Below are 15,497 nucleotides of genomic sequence, written 5' to 3'. Positions count from 1 at the left end.
ATATTTATTACATTTAAGAATCATAGAATAAATTCTAAACAAAAATAGTTTTTTATAATTAAAATTATGTTATCCTAAAATATAATTAAAGAGAAAAAGAGTTAAGGATCAATCGGCTGTGAATACATTGACTATGCGTGATGATCTATACTCTGGGATACATACTCCATGTTCTCTAGAGACAAATACATTAATAGATGTTGATGAAAGAGATGCTGCCTTAGTAACTCTTAGAGATGGACTTACCAACTCTGTTGGTGGTCTATATTTTAAAACACTCAGAGATTGTCATCCTGATACTACTCCATTAATATTTCTTCCCAGCGAATTTCGTACTAGATTTCATAATATAGAACCTTTAGGCAGTGGTTCAGAAGGTTGCTTATGGAAGGTAGAAGAAAATAGCGAGTTTTTAGTTTTAAAGATTTATAGAGAGGCAATAAATTCCAATACGGATGTCCTAGATTCACTCGTAAGCATTAAACATGATAGCTTAGTTCCTTTGAGAGAGTGGGGAGTTTGCAACAATAGATCTTATGAGATTTTAGATGGAGTAGATGGTTGGACTTTTCAAGAGTCAATAGATTTGGGTTACTCAAGAGAGCTAAGTTTAAAAAAGATACTTAAAGATGTATCTGAAGGCTTGAGTCGTTTACACAGCGAGTCGATTATTCATGCGGATGTTAAACCAGAAAACATCATATATGATGGAGAGAAAAAAGTTTGGAGATTATGTGACTATGGCTTATCTGCCAAAGTTGGCATTGACCCTCACTTACCTAGACAAGGCCGAACACCATTCTTTAGTGCTCCAGAGGTTGAAGCTGGGTCTATTGTTCTTAAGTCAGATTTTTATTCTTTAGGCGTAAGTATACTAGTGGCATTAACATCATTAGAAGATCTTAGTGATTGGAAGTCATGGTCTGGTTTTGATGAAGCTAAAATGAGATGGAAAGAACTTTTTGTCGGATTACTAGAAGAGAGCATTGAAAAAAGATGGAATGAAAAAGATATTCAACTATGGATAGATTCTCACGAAAATAAAAAAGAAACAAGTACAGGAAACTTTAAAAATGCTAAACAACTAGCTCATAAGTTAGCAATTACATGGCGAGAGATGACTTCAAAAATGTCTCAGGGTATTTTTGAGGATTGGATTAGAGAGAGGTTAATCGAACTAAACCTTTCAGATGAAATAATAAAAAAATCAAAATCTGAAAATAACGATATATATCTTTTAAAATTAATTTATGTCCTCGATCCAAATTTTCCACCTCAGTATAAAGAGTATAAGATCAATGAAAACAATTTATTGCAAATTGCACAAAAAGTTATTGAGGGGGATCTTAATACTAAAATTTCGATAAAAGAGATATACGACAACAATATAATTGGTGAGTTATATGAACTGACTGGTATAAATGAATTAAATATAATATCTGAAAAATGGATAAAGCAAATAGATGACTATGTAGAAGCGACAGTTTTTGTTAAATCAAAAAAAGGCGAGGATAGTCTATTTAACAGGGCAAGAGACTATGCTGAACTCTATATAAATAGAGAAGCTAAATTTGACTACGAACTTAGGTGGAGTAAGTCTGAAAGTTTATGTTATATATGGGTTAACTATCTTGTTGCTAAAGCAGACAAGGGAAATGGTTATGGACTTGTAGCTTCACTAATTACAAACCATTATGCATCTTTACTCGAAGATAATCTTCATACATTTACTGATGTTTCAGAGATTAGAACACAACAAGATACAGGTCAATCTATAATCCTAAGTATATGGAGAGTTATCCATAATATTCGAAGATTTAGAAGGGCTCGAAGAAATTTAATTACACCAGATATGAGAGTAATATCTACGGCTGTCTTACGTGTCTCAGAAATACCTGTTAAATACAAACTTTGTAATAAAGAACTTTATATCGCTAATCGAGTCAAGCTTTCGTGGAATATAAAGAACAGCGTTATGAACTATATAACAGAAGTAGGTTTTGTAGACAACTCAGGAGAATATGAGCTGACTATATCAGCATCAAAGGTATATACCCTGTATAGTTTTGATGCAAGAGGAAATTATCAAAGATGTGAAGTTTTTGTCCAAGCACCAGAATTTACACTTGACCCGACAATTAAGTTTAATATGAAAAAAGATGGCGTTAAGAATCTTTTTTCATTATCTTCTATAAACGATGGTATTGATATGTTTAAAGAGTGCGATAGTTCCATAGGTGACTTAGAGCCATTTAAAAAGAGCAACTCAACTATTAAGAAACTAGATAGTTTCGGAAATAGGAAAGACACTATTAAATCTTTAACTATAGATTCTATTCCTAAAGCGGATTTTTTTGAGATGATTTTAAAAAAATTACTTGGGAGAAAAGTGTATGACATGGTGATTAGTAGTAATAAGCTAAAAAATAAAAATAAAAAAAGGAAATAAAAATGAATGAAAAAAATAAAAACGGTAATTTAGTAAGTAGGTTTTTCTACTTTTTGTCAAAAACTGACACACATGCTCTTCAATTTTGTACTGCTGAAACAAGGTCAGTGCAATCGAGTATTGGCGTTATTGTATTGATCACAGGTATTATGGCGATGATATCAATGTTTTTTGCACTACAGAGCGTATTTTTTGAAAACGCAACTACTCAAGAACTATTTATAGCAGGTGCTTTGAGCTTTTTTTACGCTTTTGCAATTGTGGTCTTTGACCGTGAAGTTGTTTCTGTTGTAGTCGCACCAAGTACAAGTAAGGCGACTACAGCATTAGGAAAAGTGTGGGAGAAAATAAAGAGTAAAGGACCATATATTCCTAGGTTGGTGTTTTCAGTCATCATCGGTATCATTATAGCTTTTCCTTTAGAATTGAAAGTTCAAGAAGATCAGATAAAATCAAGAATTAGTAAAATGAGTGAACAAGAAAACGCGCATAAAATCAGAGAGATCAGAGAAACAGAAAAAAAACTTGACACTAAAAGAAATAATGCAATAAATTTGTTATTAATAGATATTGAAGCAGATAGAAAAACATCTAAAGGCTATCAACAAGAGTATATAAAAGAGTGTGGTCGTGGAGAGTGTGGTCCTAAAGCAATTAAAATTGAGCTTAAAAGAATTGCCTTAGATGAAAAGATAGAAATGAAAGTTAAAGAACTTGAAGCTAAAAAAGTTGGCATAGAAAAGAGTATTAGAGAAGAGATGAAAACAGAACTAGGTAGACTTGAGACTTTAGCAAAAGAGATAGCAACTAATAAAAAATCAAATGATTTACTCACACAGTTTATAGCTCTTGAAGAGATCAAAAAAGAGCATGAAGAGGCTGCTACCTTTGGAATGTTTTTAATGCTATTTTTTATAATGTTTGAAGTTTTTCCCGTTGTTACAAAAATGTTTCTTCCATATTCAGAATATAATGCTTACCTAGATGCAAGAAGAAAATTAAATATTAATAAAATAGTTGGAATTAGCAATAAAGCAAATGATATTATTCAAAAAGAGATAGAGATGGCAGAAGGAAATAATTCAATCGAAGATTTAGAAAGACTAAGGATAGAATTAAGTAGGACTGAGATTACAGATATTTTTGAAGACATTCTTGAAGATTCTCATAACAAAATCTACGAGAAGAAGGCATAAATATGAAAATGGTAAAGGAATGCCCTACCTGTTTACATATTAATCCTGAGAGCTATGCAGAATGTGACGAGTGTGGCACAGATCTAGTCGGGGTTGACCCAATAGAAGAAAGTGAAGTGGAAGTAACTCAAGAGCAACCACAAGAGCCAGTGGACGTTATTCAAGAGGAGTGTGCACACAGTAATCTTCATGGTAACTACTGTTTAGACTGTAGAGAGTATGTTAAGATAAATGAGATTTCAACTGGGGAGTGGAGTTTACAATTTCCTTGGGGGGAGTATAAAATAGCCGATTATCTATGGATAGGAAGAATTAAACCTGCTCCACAAGATATGACAAAAGAGTTGGAAAAAAACTTTAAAAACATATCTAGAAATCATGCACAAATCAGTGTGGACGATGGTAAGTTATACATAGTAGATTTAGAGTCCACAAACGGAACTTTTGTGAATTCCCAAAGAATAATACCAAATCAAAAAGTAGAATTAACTCAAGAGAGCACATTAAAACTAGCAAAAGATTTAGTAATAGAAATTAGTTTAAAGGGTGTTGAATTATGAGTGGACCAAAAAGTGCAAACTACTATATTGCTGTTGAAGCTTTAGTGGAAGACAGGAAAAGAGATAAGCAGGTTGAAGAGCAGATAGAAACTTTAAAAGGGAATGAGCAACAGTACTTATTAGAATTAAAAAAACAAGAAGATTTATATCTAGAACAAAGAGCTAAGAAATTAAAAGAGAGAGAACAAAAAGCTACTGATAGAAAAACAAAGATGGAACAAGGTTTTGTAAAAGGAGAGATTGAAAAAATTCCTGAAGAATACTTAGAAGAGGATAAGTCAGAGAGTGATTTAGCTATTAGCGATAATTTTCAGGAGTTACGGGAATATCGTGAAAAACTTCTAAGTGATATAACTCAACATATAAATGAACATGGAACTATAAGTGAATCCATGGAATCCCTGTTAAATGAGTTTAATCAGGCATTTTCTCTCGATAGTATGGAGGAAATTGCTACTCAAGTTCACTCTAGAATAGCTCAAGAGGCTAAAGAAATAAAAGAGCAGATAAAACAAGAAGAAATACAAAGAAAAAAAGTTGATGAAGCAAAAGTTGCAAGTATAATAACCGAATCATTAAAAGAGATGGATTATGAAGTTGGAACTATTTCTGAAACACTATTTGTAGAGGGTGGGGTGACACATTTTAGAGATTCAACATGGGCTGATAACTATTATGTCGAGATGCGTATAGAGCCTAAAGATGAAAGCATGAACTTTCATATGGTCTACACTGGTGATACTATGCACAGTCGTTCTGATGATCAAAAGACTGAAGATGATTGGTGCGGAGATTTTACACATCTACAGCATAGTTTAGGCTCTAAAGGAATATCGATAGAAGTAACTAATCATCTTAGAGCAGGTGAGATACCGGTGCACACAGTCACAAAAGACAGAGTAATAATAGAAAGAACTCAAAAATCTGATGCTGAGACAACGATAGAAAGAAAAAAGAGAAAAGAAAAAAGGATTGATGATGAGTAGGACTGTAAAGTATGCTAAAGAAATAAAAAGACTTTTACCAATTCGTCAACAGTTTATTTTGAGTGGAAATGTAGACGATCAACATATATATGAAGAAGATAATGTAGCAAAAGTACTACACATGGATGCTATCCTATGGAATATGTTGGAAAATGAAAAGTACGAGTGCATAGTTAAGTATAACCCAGTTAATGGCATATCAATTTTAATCGATGGTAAATATTTAAAAAAAGACGAGAAGTTAGAAGTTGCAGATGGACTTGAGCTAACATCAGGTAGTAAACCCTCTTTACAAGAGTTTGCAAGTTATATAAAACAAATCGTATTGCAAGAAGACGATGGGTATGGTACATATACAAAACATAGAGTTGCTATTTTAATTGAATATGCTTCAAGAATCTCAAGAAGTGTAGACTCACTAAGTGAAGAAGAGTATAACTTTTTTCGTAGCTGTGATCAACTAGCTAGAGATGCTCGAAGAATAAAAAATGAGGAGCTCGCTAACAAACTTTACAACCCAGTTATTTGGTGTGTTCAAAATAGATTTGATATACCTGTATGGTATGGTGCAGGAAATAATCGTATAGTTTTTCAGGAAGTAGAAAAGCCATCCCATGAATCTAGAAGTATTGTTGCAGACTTATATATCAAACATATACATAATTATGAAAATTATAAAGATAATCACTCGCAGTATGTAAATATATTTGCAGGCCTAAGTGAGGGCCTTAAACTCCAGGACATGATTGATATCATGACTCTTGTTAGGGATCAAAAAATAGGGATGGATGATTTAGATGATGCTGCTCGTGGATATAAAACTGGGAATCAAGATGTAAATAGTCCATGGAGAGCTAATGGCTTAAAAGAAAGAGTCGATAACGCCAAAGAAAGAATCTCATCTAGAGTTAAAGGACAGCCCGCCGCTATTGAACTTTCATTAGATATATTAAAAAGATCTATAATGGGTCTAACTGGAGCGCAAACATCTTCATCTGGATCACGCCCAAGGGGTGTTTTATTCCTTGCTGGGCCAACTGGAGTAGGTAAAACTGAGTTAGCAAAATCTCTTACACAAAGTATATTTGGTTCGCAGGATGCATACATTCGTTTTGATATGAGTGAATTTGCATCTGAGCACTCAGAGGCAAGACTAATAGGCGCACCTCCTGGTTATGTTGGTTATGAGAGTGGAGGTGAACTAACTAAAGCTGTTCGTTCTAAGCCTTTTAGTCTTATATTATTTGATGAGATTGAAAAAGCACATCCCAAGATTTTAGATAAGTTCCTTCAAATTTTAGAAGATGGAAGGATTACAGATGGGCTTGGAGATACTGTGTTTTTCTCTGAAAGTATTATAGTTTTTACCTCTAACTTGGGGATATCAAAACGTCATAGAGATGGCACGACTGAGCAGTTGGTTCATCCACAGAACACATATGAAGAAGTGAGAGAAAATGTACTTAAGGGAATTGAAGAGCATTTCACGAATGAACTACGCCGTCCTGAGATTCTTAACCGATTGGGTGATAATATTGTAGTTTTTAATTTTATTCAAAAAGATGTTGCAATTGAAATCTTCGAGATAATGGTTAACAATATTAAAAGAAGAGTAAAAGATGAGCATAGAGCTAAACTAGAGTTGTCTGAAGGAGCTCGAAATACTTTAATAGCTATCTCAACTAGTGATTTAAAAAATGGTGGTAGAGGTATCGGAAGTAAATTAGAAAGTTCATTGGTAAATCCTCTGGCAAGGAAACTATTTGAGTTAGAGTCTTTTAAAGACCAAACAATAATAGTTGATGCTATTACCATGAGTGATAATGTTTATAGTATTAAAATAAGTGTTTCATGATAGCCATAAATAAAGCTCACTTTCCAGTAACGGTTTTAGGATATGGAACTAGACTTGGCATCTGGACACAGGGTTGTTCCATAGGATGTAGTGGATGTATATCTAAAGACACCTGGGAAGATAAGTTGGATTCACTAATGCCAATAAAAGAGTTACTAAGTTGGTGTAAGAAGTTTGAAAATGAAAACTTAGATGGCATTACCATATCTGGTGGAGAACCTTTTGAACAACCAAAAGCACTTGAAGACTTTCTCAAAAAGATAATTAAGTGGAGAGAAACTCTTGAAAAAGATTTTGACATATTAGTGTATTCTGGCTTTTCTTACGATTACTTACAAAAAGAATTTCCTTCTATATTGAAGCTATTAGATGCGGTAGTCTGTGAACCTTATAATCAAAACTTAGAAACAGCATACCTTAAAGGTTCAACAAATCAAAATATTGTATGTTTAAGCAAGTTAGGGCTTAAGCGTTATGACGAAGATGCTTTATATCAGAATCAAAATAGTAAAAAAATTCAGGTTGCAGTGTCTAACGGCAATGTATGGTTTATAGGAATTCCTCAAAAGGGTACAATGCAAACTCTGGAAGAAAAGTGCCTTGAAAAAGGTTTAGTGCTTAATGATAACTCATGGATAGCATAAAAATTAGGAGAAGAAAATGGAAACAGATTTTATAGAGGCTACATACTTTGCTATAGGGATGAATTTAGGTGTAACATTTGTTACATTGGTCGCGAGTGTTATTTTTTTACTAGTAATTGATAAGGTTTTATTGAAAAATATAGATTTACAATCAGAGATTCAAAAAGGTAATATCGCCGCTGCAATATTTGCTTCTAGCATTATGATTTTTATTGCCATAATTGTTGGAATGGGAATACGATAAATATTAATGCTTTATAATGTAGTTGTTGAGTTATATAATCAATACCCAGTACTAGCTAAACTGATTCCAGTTATGTTTATAGCAAGTTTATTATTGCTTATAAGTATCTATAAGTATGCTGGCAAAGCAATGAGTACATGGATTTTATTTCTAAACTTGATTATATTTAGCATTATGTATATTTTTATAGTCTATAGGTATGATGGCAACTCTGCAGAAGATGCGAATGAAAATAAAAAAGAATCTAATAAAAGTCTTCTTGAAAAAACCAAATATGAAGAAATAAACAAAGAAAATTTGAAACCTATGTTTAAAGGTAAATCTTCAAAAGATAAAGAGTCCGTAGATAGAAACTATAATGAAAAAGCCAAGAGTGGTAAAACAAAAGTTCTAAAAAGCAGAAGTCTTTTAAATATTGGTAAATTACTCTCCGTAAAACAAGAACAACAAAATACTTACATAGAACAAATACTACCTTTTAGAGAAGAATATTTTAATATTGCTGCACCATCAAGTACAGCAAGGTTGTATTATTCAAATGCCTATTTAGTGGGCTATAATCCAAAAAATATAAAATCTGTATGGGAACCACTGTCACTTTTGCGAACTCGAATAAAGTATCAACTTGATACAGATGCATATAATGGTAAAAGGGAAGTGTGGCAAACATCTCGAGAGGCTAGTAGAAATTTAAGGGGAGACTGTGAAGATCATGCCATATTATTGGCAGATTGGCTTATAGGGCAGGGTTATAATGCTCGAGTTGTTATTGGAACGATAACGCCAGTAGGTAAAAAAGAGGATGGGCATGCATGGGTTGTCTTATATGAAAAAAATAAAGAGTATATTTTAGAGGCTACTCAAAAAAATAAATGGTCGCACTTGCCACTAGCCAAGTCACTACCACAATATCATCCGGAGTATATGTTTAATCGCAAATATTTTTGGCAAAATACAGGTTCAAAGTATACAGTTAATTATCATGGTGAGAAATGGGTACTTAGGAGCGAATTTTTGCCAGATGATCCAATATACTTAGATAAAAAAAGCCATGCTTTGAAAATCAATGTAAAACAAGATAACGCAAAAATTAAAATAATGAATATAAAACCAAAATATCATGATGGAATATTACTTTATCCAGGAATGTATCAAATAGAGTTATCTAAAAAAGGCTATTTAAGCGAAAAGTTTTGGATAAGTATGCAAGACAAAGATATATTGATAGATAAAGTTTTAGTTGAAGAAAAATATAAAGATATACGAGAAGCTGCAAAAAAAATTAAACTAAAACAAATCGATGGGAAGTACATCTTAACTGATGCTACTAAAAAATGTAAAAGCATCGGTATGAAGCTCCCAGACTTTTCAACAGCCGAAATACTTGTTAAAGCTCAGCGAATACCATCTTCAAAAAAGCGATACTGGACTAACTATGAAGCTTATTATAGGCCAGGGCTATTTTGGACATATCAAAATGATTATGGTGAATTAAATCAATATCAGAAACATCCTAGTAAAAAATATAATATCTTTTGTGTAAAGTACTTTAAAGACTAAAAATGACATACCCTGTCATAAATCTAATATATAATAATTTTCTTTAATATCAGAAATGCTATTCAATAAGAGACATTTAGTAACAAATTAAATACAAATTATGTTATTTTACATTATTTAATTAACATCAATAACTTAAGTGTGTAAATTAAGATTTATAAAATAAAAATGGCAATAACATTAGAACAAGTCCAAGTTTCCCTAGACACACTGGAATTAAAGTATGACTATAATGTGGAGAAGGACTCATTAGGCTTTTGAAATATTGTTATAAATAATAAATCTTACACAGCATACTAAGCAACTAAACACAAGGAAGAAAAAATGATGGAACAAGAACTATTTGGATTCTTAGAAGAGTTTTACCATAAATATAAAGCTGGAACTCTCGAAGAAGAGATGTTGAAAAAATTAAATGATATGGCTCCGGATTGGGTAGAACATGTTGAATCTGAACTAGCTAAATCACAGCCAACGGAATTTGATTATGACATGTTACATACGGAACCTGCAGCTATATTAAAAGAGATAGATAATTTGACTGCTGAAAGTACGGAAGATGAAATATTAAGTCATCTTGCAAGTATGGCTAAAATGGTTTTTGCATTGCAAACACAATATGAAGCATATTCTCATGCCTTAAAGATAGATTCATTTAGTTTTGAACCTCCTATAATGTTTTTAGCAGAGAGAATGAACATCATAAGGTCTAAACCATTGTTTAAAGAAACATTAGACATCTTTGAGTCTATAAGCAAACTAGTGCAAATAAATCCAGATTTAAATGGAAATGACACACTTACAGAAATATGGTTTCAAACTGCAAATGCACAGGATAGGTTAGAGATTATCGATGCATACTATGAAGAAAATGTTCCAGAAGCTTTGAGGTAGAAAGAAACAATACGGATATCAAGAACTATCTTGAATAAGAATATGAGAAACAAGAATAAAAGGATTACATACTGTGAACAAATCAAAAACATTTAGATTATTTATATCATCAACATTTAGCGACTTTCAAGAAGAACGACATATTCTACATGAAACTGTATTCCCAGTTTTAAACAAACATTGTTTAGACAATGGCTATCAGTTTCAGCCTATTGATTTACGTTGGGGGGTAAATAACGAAGCCCAACTTGATCAAAAAGCTTTAGATATATGTCTTCATGAAGTCAAAGAATGTAAAGCTTTTCCTCATCCAAATTTTTTAATTATGCAAGGAGATAGATATGGTTGGATTCCTTTACCATATGCTATAGCAAAAGAAGAGTATGAAAGTATAATAACATATATTGAATCTAATCAAGACTCTGTGGAATTAAATTATAGAAGCTATAAAGTTTATGCTGATGTGAGTACACCTACATCATTTCATGAAGAGCAAAAAGAAAGTCGTAAAATATCAGAGCTTCAACTTCTTACACAATGGTATTCATTTGATGCAAATCAGATAGTTGATAGTAAAAAAGAATCTTCTATCGGTGCTTATATACTTACAAAAAGGGTAGGTGAGTATACTATTTATGAGAATTGGGAAGCTGAAGAGATAGCCTTACGAGAAATATTACAAAAGGCTGTGACAACACTTAAAATTCTAAATAAAGATGAGAAGTATTTTCTTTCAGCAACAGAACATGAGGTTAGAGAAGGGATATGTAGTTATAAAGAAGGGGAGCGTTTAGTTTCAGAATTATGTCAGAATCAACAAATTGTCGATAAAAAACATGTATATGCTTTTATACGTACTATTTCAAACTTTGATGATTCAAGTAAAAGCTATGTAGATGAAAATCATTTGAATAGCGATACTTTCAAAGATGCTTTACGCAGGAGTATTGATGATGAAAATATTATAGAACTTAAGACAACATATTGTAAAAACGATACACTTGATCAAAACTATTTAGCTACTTTCTCAAAAGACATAACAGAACATTTTCTAAATGCAATTAAAGAACAGATTGGACAAGCAGAGATGCCAGAATTTGAACGTATTAAGCATGAGCAAAATTACTATTTTCAAAATAGATATAAATTCTTTATGGCAAGAAAACATGAATTAGATTTTCTTGAAAAAATTCACTCTCATACAGAAAAAAATAGTACACCATTTATTTTATATGGAAAAAAAGGAGTTGGTAAATCTTCAATCCTTTACAATTTTTATAGCAATACCCAAAATATAATAATTGCAAGTATTGAGAGTAGCCCTCTATTAGCTAATCTTTCTTACCTTGAAAAATTTGTTATGTATGAACTTGATTGCCTAAATGAAAATGATAATAAAACAGTTATTATTGATGGATTAAATTATGTAGATGGTTTTCAAGAAGTTTTTTTACTGGTAGATAATATAAATACAAAATATAATAATATAAGGTTTATTATTTCAACAAATTCATTTGTGCAATATAAGCAGTTAATTACGATTAAACCGTGGGCAGATATATTTGTTGATAATATTTCATTAGAGGAACAGTTTGATCCAGTCCAATATATTAATCTGACACTCTCTAGTGAAAATAGAGTGCTTCAAAGAGAACAGGCTGATGCTCTTGTCTCTCAAGTTGATTTCCAAAACTTAACTATCTTTAACTCTTTGATTTTTTTACATAGAACTACCCCTTTTGATCATGTACTTCAAACAGATAGATTTTTTACTACACTTGAAGAGGTTCATAGCTATTATGATGAACATTATCTGAAATACTTCTCTCAAGAGCTCATTGCTAATTTTATAGGATATATAAGCAGCAGTAATAATGGTCTTAGTGAATTGGAATTAAACACTCTTTTACGAAAAAATAAAGAGGTGTATTTATCTATTAAAAATGAATTCCATGAACTCGCAGATGAACAAATACCGTCATCTGTATGGACAATGCTATTGAATGCAGTATCTCCTTTTGTATCAAAGACAGAGAATAATGGGTTAATTATATATTTCATTAAAGATGAACAGTTTAAGAGATATATTTTTGACTACTATAGATTAGATGCTGTTAGCTTGAACGGTGATATTGCAAATCTTTTTTCATCCTCTAAAACACAGAGAGGATATCTAGTATATCTGTATGCGTTGCTTGGGTCAAAACAATATGAGAAGCTTTTTTTATTTTTCACAGATAATATATTAAAAAGTATTGATCAATTTGAAATGATGGAGGTATATGTGTCAATTTTTGAATCTTTAAATAGTGAAGGCTTGTTCTCTAAATATAATAAAAAATATGGAGAGTTGAAAAGTGAATTAGAAAAGATTAATAAAGTGAGTTTTATGTCATTTTCACTCATAGTCGCTGCTCGATTAGATGCTGTTAATTATATTAAATATTTTTCAGAATCAAGTGAAAGTTTAACAAAAGTGCACTGGTTTAATGCAGACATCTTAACTCATGCTGTTGTTTGTGCATCAATGAAAGTTATACAGTATATTGGAGAGTCGATTGAGACATTTAATGTTACTAATATGGCAAATACTTATCCAATAGTGCATGCAACACACTTAAACCAAACATCTGTTGTTGAATACCTTATTGATGCGGGTGCTAAAGTTAATATGAATAATCCAAAGAATTGGTCACCTTTGATACTTGCAGCAGAAAATGGAAATACAATATTAGTCAAAAGGTTTCTTGAAGAAGGAATAGATGTTAATATTATCAACAATGGGTACACTCCTTTACTCAAAGCAGCCCAAAATCAGAATAAAAGTGCTGCTTATGAGACATGTAAGATTTTACTTGAAAATGGGGCAGATGTAAATGCAGTAGAAAAAGATCATGATAGTGTTGAAGAGATAGAATCAAAAAAATTAGCAATCAATGATATAGACGAGTTTTCATTAATTAAATCAATCTTGATTGAAGAAGATGATTCAGACTATGATTTGGCAAATATTGAAAGTATGCATAGTTCTTCTTTGTCTTATGCCGTACTGTTTGAGAATGTAGAACTTGTTAAGATTTTATTAGAATATGGGGCAGATGTAAATCATCAAAATAAACTAGGAGATACACCTTTAAAATATTTGTGTAACAATGATAATGTAAAGATCTTGAAAATGTTACTTGATAAAGGGGCTGACCTCTTTGAGATAGATAAGAATGATAAAGATACAATTTTTTATTATTTTAGAAACAATAATGAAAAGATTATAAATTATCTATTTGATAGAGGGGATATTCCTCTGTCTATAAATATAAATGAAAAAGATAAATATTTAGATATAGCGTTAGCTTACGACAACTTAGCTTATTTCCATAGGTTACATGCAGAAGAAGTTGTATTAAATGAACGAAATATACAAGGTAGAAATTTACTATTTGTAGCTATAGATCACAAAGCAGTAAGATGTCTTGATTTTTTAATTACTGAAGTAGGATTAGATGTTAATGATCAAGATAAAGCTAGCCAGACAATATTAACACATATCACAAGTAATCCCGGGTTAAACGCTACACAAGAAGCTGCTGCTTATAAAGTTATATCAAAGGCATTAAACTTAGGGGCCAATCCTAATATTCAAGGACAAAATGGATATACAGCACTCTTTTGGGCATTAAGTAAAGATTTATATGATGTATGTACTCTCTTGGTAGAACATGAAGCAAACCCAGATTTACCTGTCGCCTCAGGAACGACTCCTTTTGTATATGCTGCTGCAAAAAATGAGCTAAAGTTTCTTGAACTCTTGTTACCAAAAGTTAAAAATATAAACATGAGAAGTAAAGGTGGTATGACAGCCTTAATTATGGCGGCAAAACTTGATCATAAACTAATTATGCAGGGGCAATCAAACTATTCAAAAGTTAAATATCTACTTGAAAATGGTGCGGATAAAACAATTTATTCAGATGCAGGTATGTTAGCAAGTGATTATACATTTGAACCTGAGGTTGAAGTATTATTGTTAAGTTATGGAACAGATGAAATCTTCTTACCTAAAATAGGTGTATTTAATATACTTGAGGATATGACATCAGACGAAATATTTAAGTTGGTTAATATTCCTTATAACCGTAAAATTATAGATGAAGAGTTTAGTACAGTACAAAAAGAGATTAGAGAACTTATATTAGATAATCAGATAACTGAATCTATTCAAGCAAGCTTATATGTAATAAGATTACTACCTAATAAGTTTATAGAAAATGAAGAGATGTATACACAGATGGCTGGCTATCTTAGAGAGCTGATAACTTATAATACTAAGATTGAAAAAATTCTTGAGTATCAGAAGCTGGAAAATAGTTCTATACAAAATTATGTGAAATATTATTTACTGGTATCAGAGATATACCCAAATAATAGAGACCTTTGGTGGGATTCTTATATTACTTTTTTTATTAATTTTTCATATTTCTTAGATTCAAATCAATATAAAGAGTCTAGAATATTTGCAAAGAAAGCGATTGATATTGTAAACACGATAAGTAATGGTCTTAAATCTAATAAAGATTTACATCGGATTAATCAAATTAAAAATCATTTTTCTAATTTAGCAACAGTAATTAGTAATTCTACTTATCATACAAACTCTATTATCAATAATGAGTTTGTATTAAGCGAAGACAGACTAATGTTATTTATAAGAGAAAATGTTATTGAAACAGAAATGAATGAACAATTTGAATATACTGCGATGGAATCTTATGAATTTAGAGATATTTTTCAGAAGTTGCTTGCATATAGTTCTGATCAAATAGAAACTGCTTCTAAATATGACTATAAACAAAAAAAGATTCTTCATAACTTTTTTATGAATTTTTGTAATTCTATTATTGCTCATATTAATGAAAATGACTATGCTCAGGCAATTGCAGGCCTCGAACACTTAAAAACCAAGTTACCTGATAGTTTCTTATTTGAGAATAAAATATTGCAAAAGTCATTTAATCAGCTAGAGGAACACTTAGGAAATAAAGTTGAGTTTGATGAAGACGAAATACCCTTCTAAATATAGAGTATTCGCATATGATAGATAGATGGGATTAA

10 protein-coding genes are annotated in these 15,497 nt (G+C 31.4%); all 10 read left to right on the top strand.

Going from position 1 to position 15,497, the window contains the following annotated elements; all coding sequences use genetic code 11:
* Positions 1–118: 118 nt before the first annotated feature.
* The 10 genes from GJV85_RS08740 (at position 119) to GJV85_RS08695 (ending at position 15,459) form a co-directional block, all read left to right on the top strand.
* Positions 119–2,449, top strand: a complete 2,331-nt coding sequence (locus tag GJV85_RS08740) for a protein kinase domain-containing protein (RefSeq protein WP_207561009.1) — start codon at positions 119–121, stop codon at positions 2,447–2,449.
* 2 nt (positions 2,450–2,451) lie between these two features.
* Complete coding sequence (locus tag GJV85_RS08735; protein WP_207561008.1) at positions 2,452–3,645, top strand: DUF4407 domain-containing protein; 1,194 nt, start codon at positions 2,452–2,454, stop codon at positions 3,643–3,645.
* A gap of 2 nt (positions 3,646–3,647) precedes the next feature.
* Positions 3,648–4,205 (top strand): double zinc ribbon and FHA domain-containing protein, encoded by a 558-nt coding sequence (locus tag GJV85_RS08730; protein WP_207561007.1) that lies wholly within the window; start codon positions 3,648–3,650, stop codon positions 4,203–4,205.
* Positions 4,202–5,191 (top strand): hypothetical protein, encoded by a 990-nt coding sequence (locus GJV85_RS08725; RefSeq protein ID WP_207561006.1) that lies wholly within the window; start codon positions 4,202–4,204, stop codon positions 5,189–5,191. The genes GJV85_RS08730 and GJV85_RS08725 overlap by 4 nt, the downstream gene beginning before the upstream one ends.
* Entirely contained in the window at positions 5,184–7,046 is a 1,863-nt protein-coding gene (locus GJV85_RS08720; RefSeq protein ID WP_207561005.1) for an AAA family ATPase, read from the top strand. Before GJV85_RS08725 ends, GJV85_RS08720 begins: the two co-directional genes overlap by 8 nt.
* Positions 7,043–7,690 (top strand): 4Fe-4S single cluster domain-containing protein, encoded by a 648-nt coding sequence (locus tag GJV85_RS08715; RefSeq protein WP_207561004.1) that lies wholly within the window; start codon positions 7,043–7,045, stop codon positions 7,688–7,690. The genes GJV85_RS08720 and GJV85_RS08715 overlap by 4 nt, the downstream gene beginning before the upstream one ends.
* Positions 7,691–7,706: 16 nt before the next feature.
* On the top strand, positions 7,707–7,934 hold the full coding sequence (locus GJV85_RS08710) for a DUF350 domain-containing protein (protein ID WP_207561003.1): 228 nt from the start codon (positions 7,707–7,709) through the stop codon (positions 7,932–7,934).
* Positions 7,935–7,940: 6 nt separating this feature from the next.
* On the top strand, positions 7,941–9,494 hold the full coding sequence (locus tag GJV85_RS08705) for a transglutaminase-like domain-containing protein (protein WP_207561002.1): 1,554 nt from the start codon (positions 7,941–7,943) through the stop codon (positions 9,492–9,494).
* Between the two features lie 324 nt (positions 9,495–9,818).
* A complete protein-coding gene (locus GJV85_RS08700; RefSeq protein WP_207561001.1) occupies positions 9,819–10,388 on the top strand; it encodes a hypothetical protein in 570 nt (189 codons plus the stop codon).
* Positions 10,389–10,461: 73 nt separating this feature from the next.
* Entirely contained in the window at positions 10,462–15,459 is a 4,998-nt protein-coding gene (locus GJV85_RS08695) for an ankyrin repeat domain-containing protein (protein ID WP_207561000.1), read from the top strand.
* Positions 15,460–15,497 lie beyond the last annotated feature (38 nt).

The organism is Sulfurimonas aquatica (genome assembly GCF_017357825.1).
Classification (GTDB): domain Bacteria; phylum Campylobacterota; class Campylobacteria; order Campylobacterales; family Sulfurimonadaceae; genus Sulfurimonas; species Sulfurimonas aquatica.
Note: the sequence above shows the minus strand (reverse complement) of the source record. Positions and strands in the feature narration are given on the sequence as shown.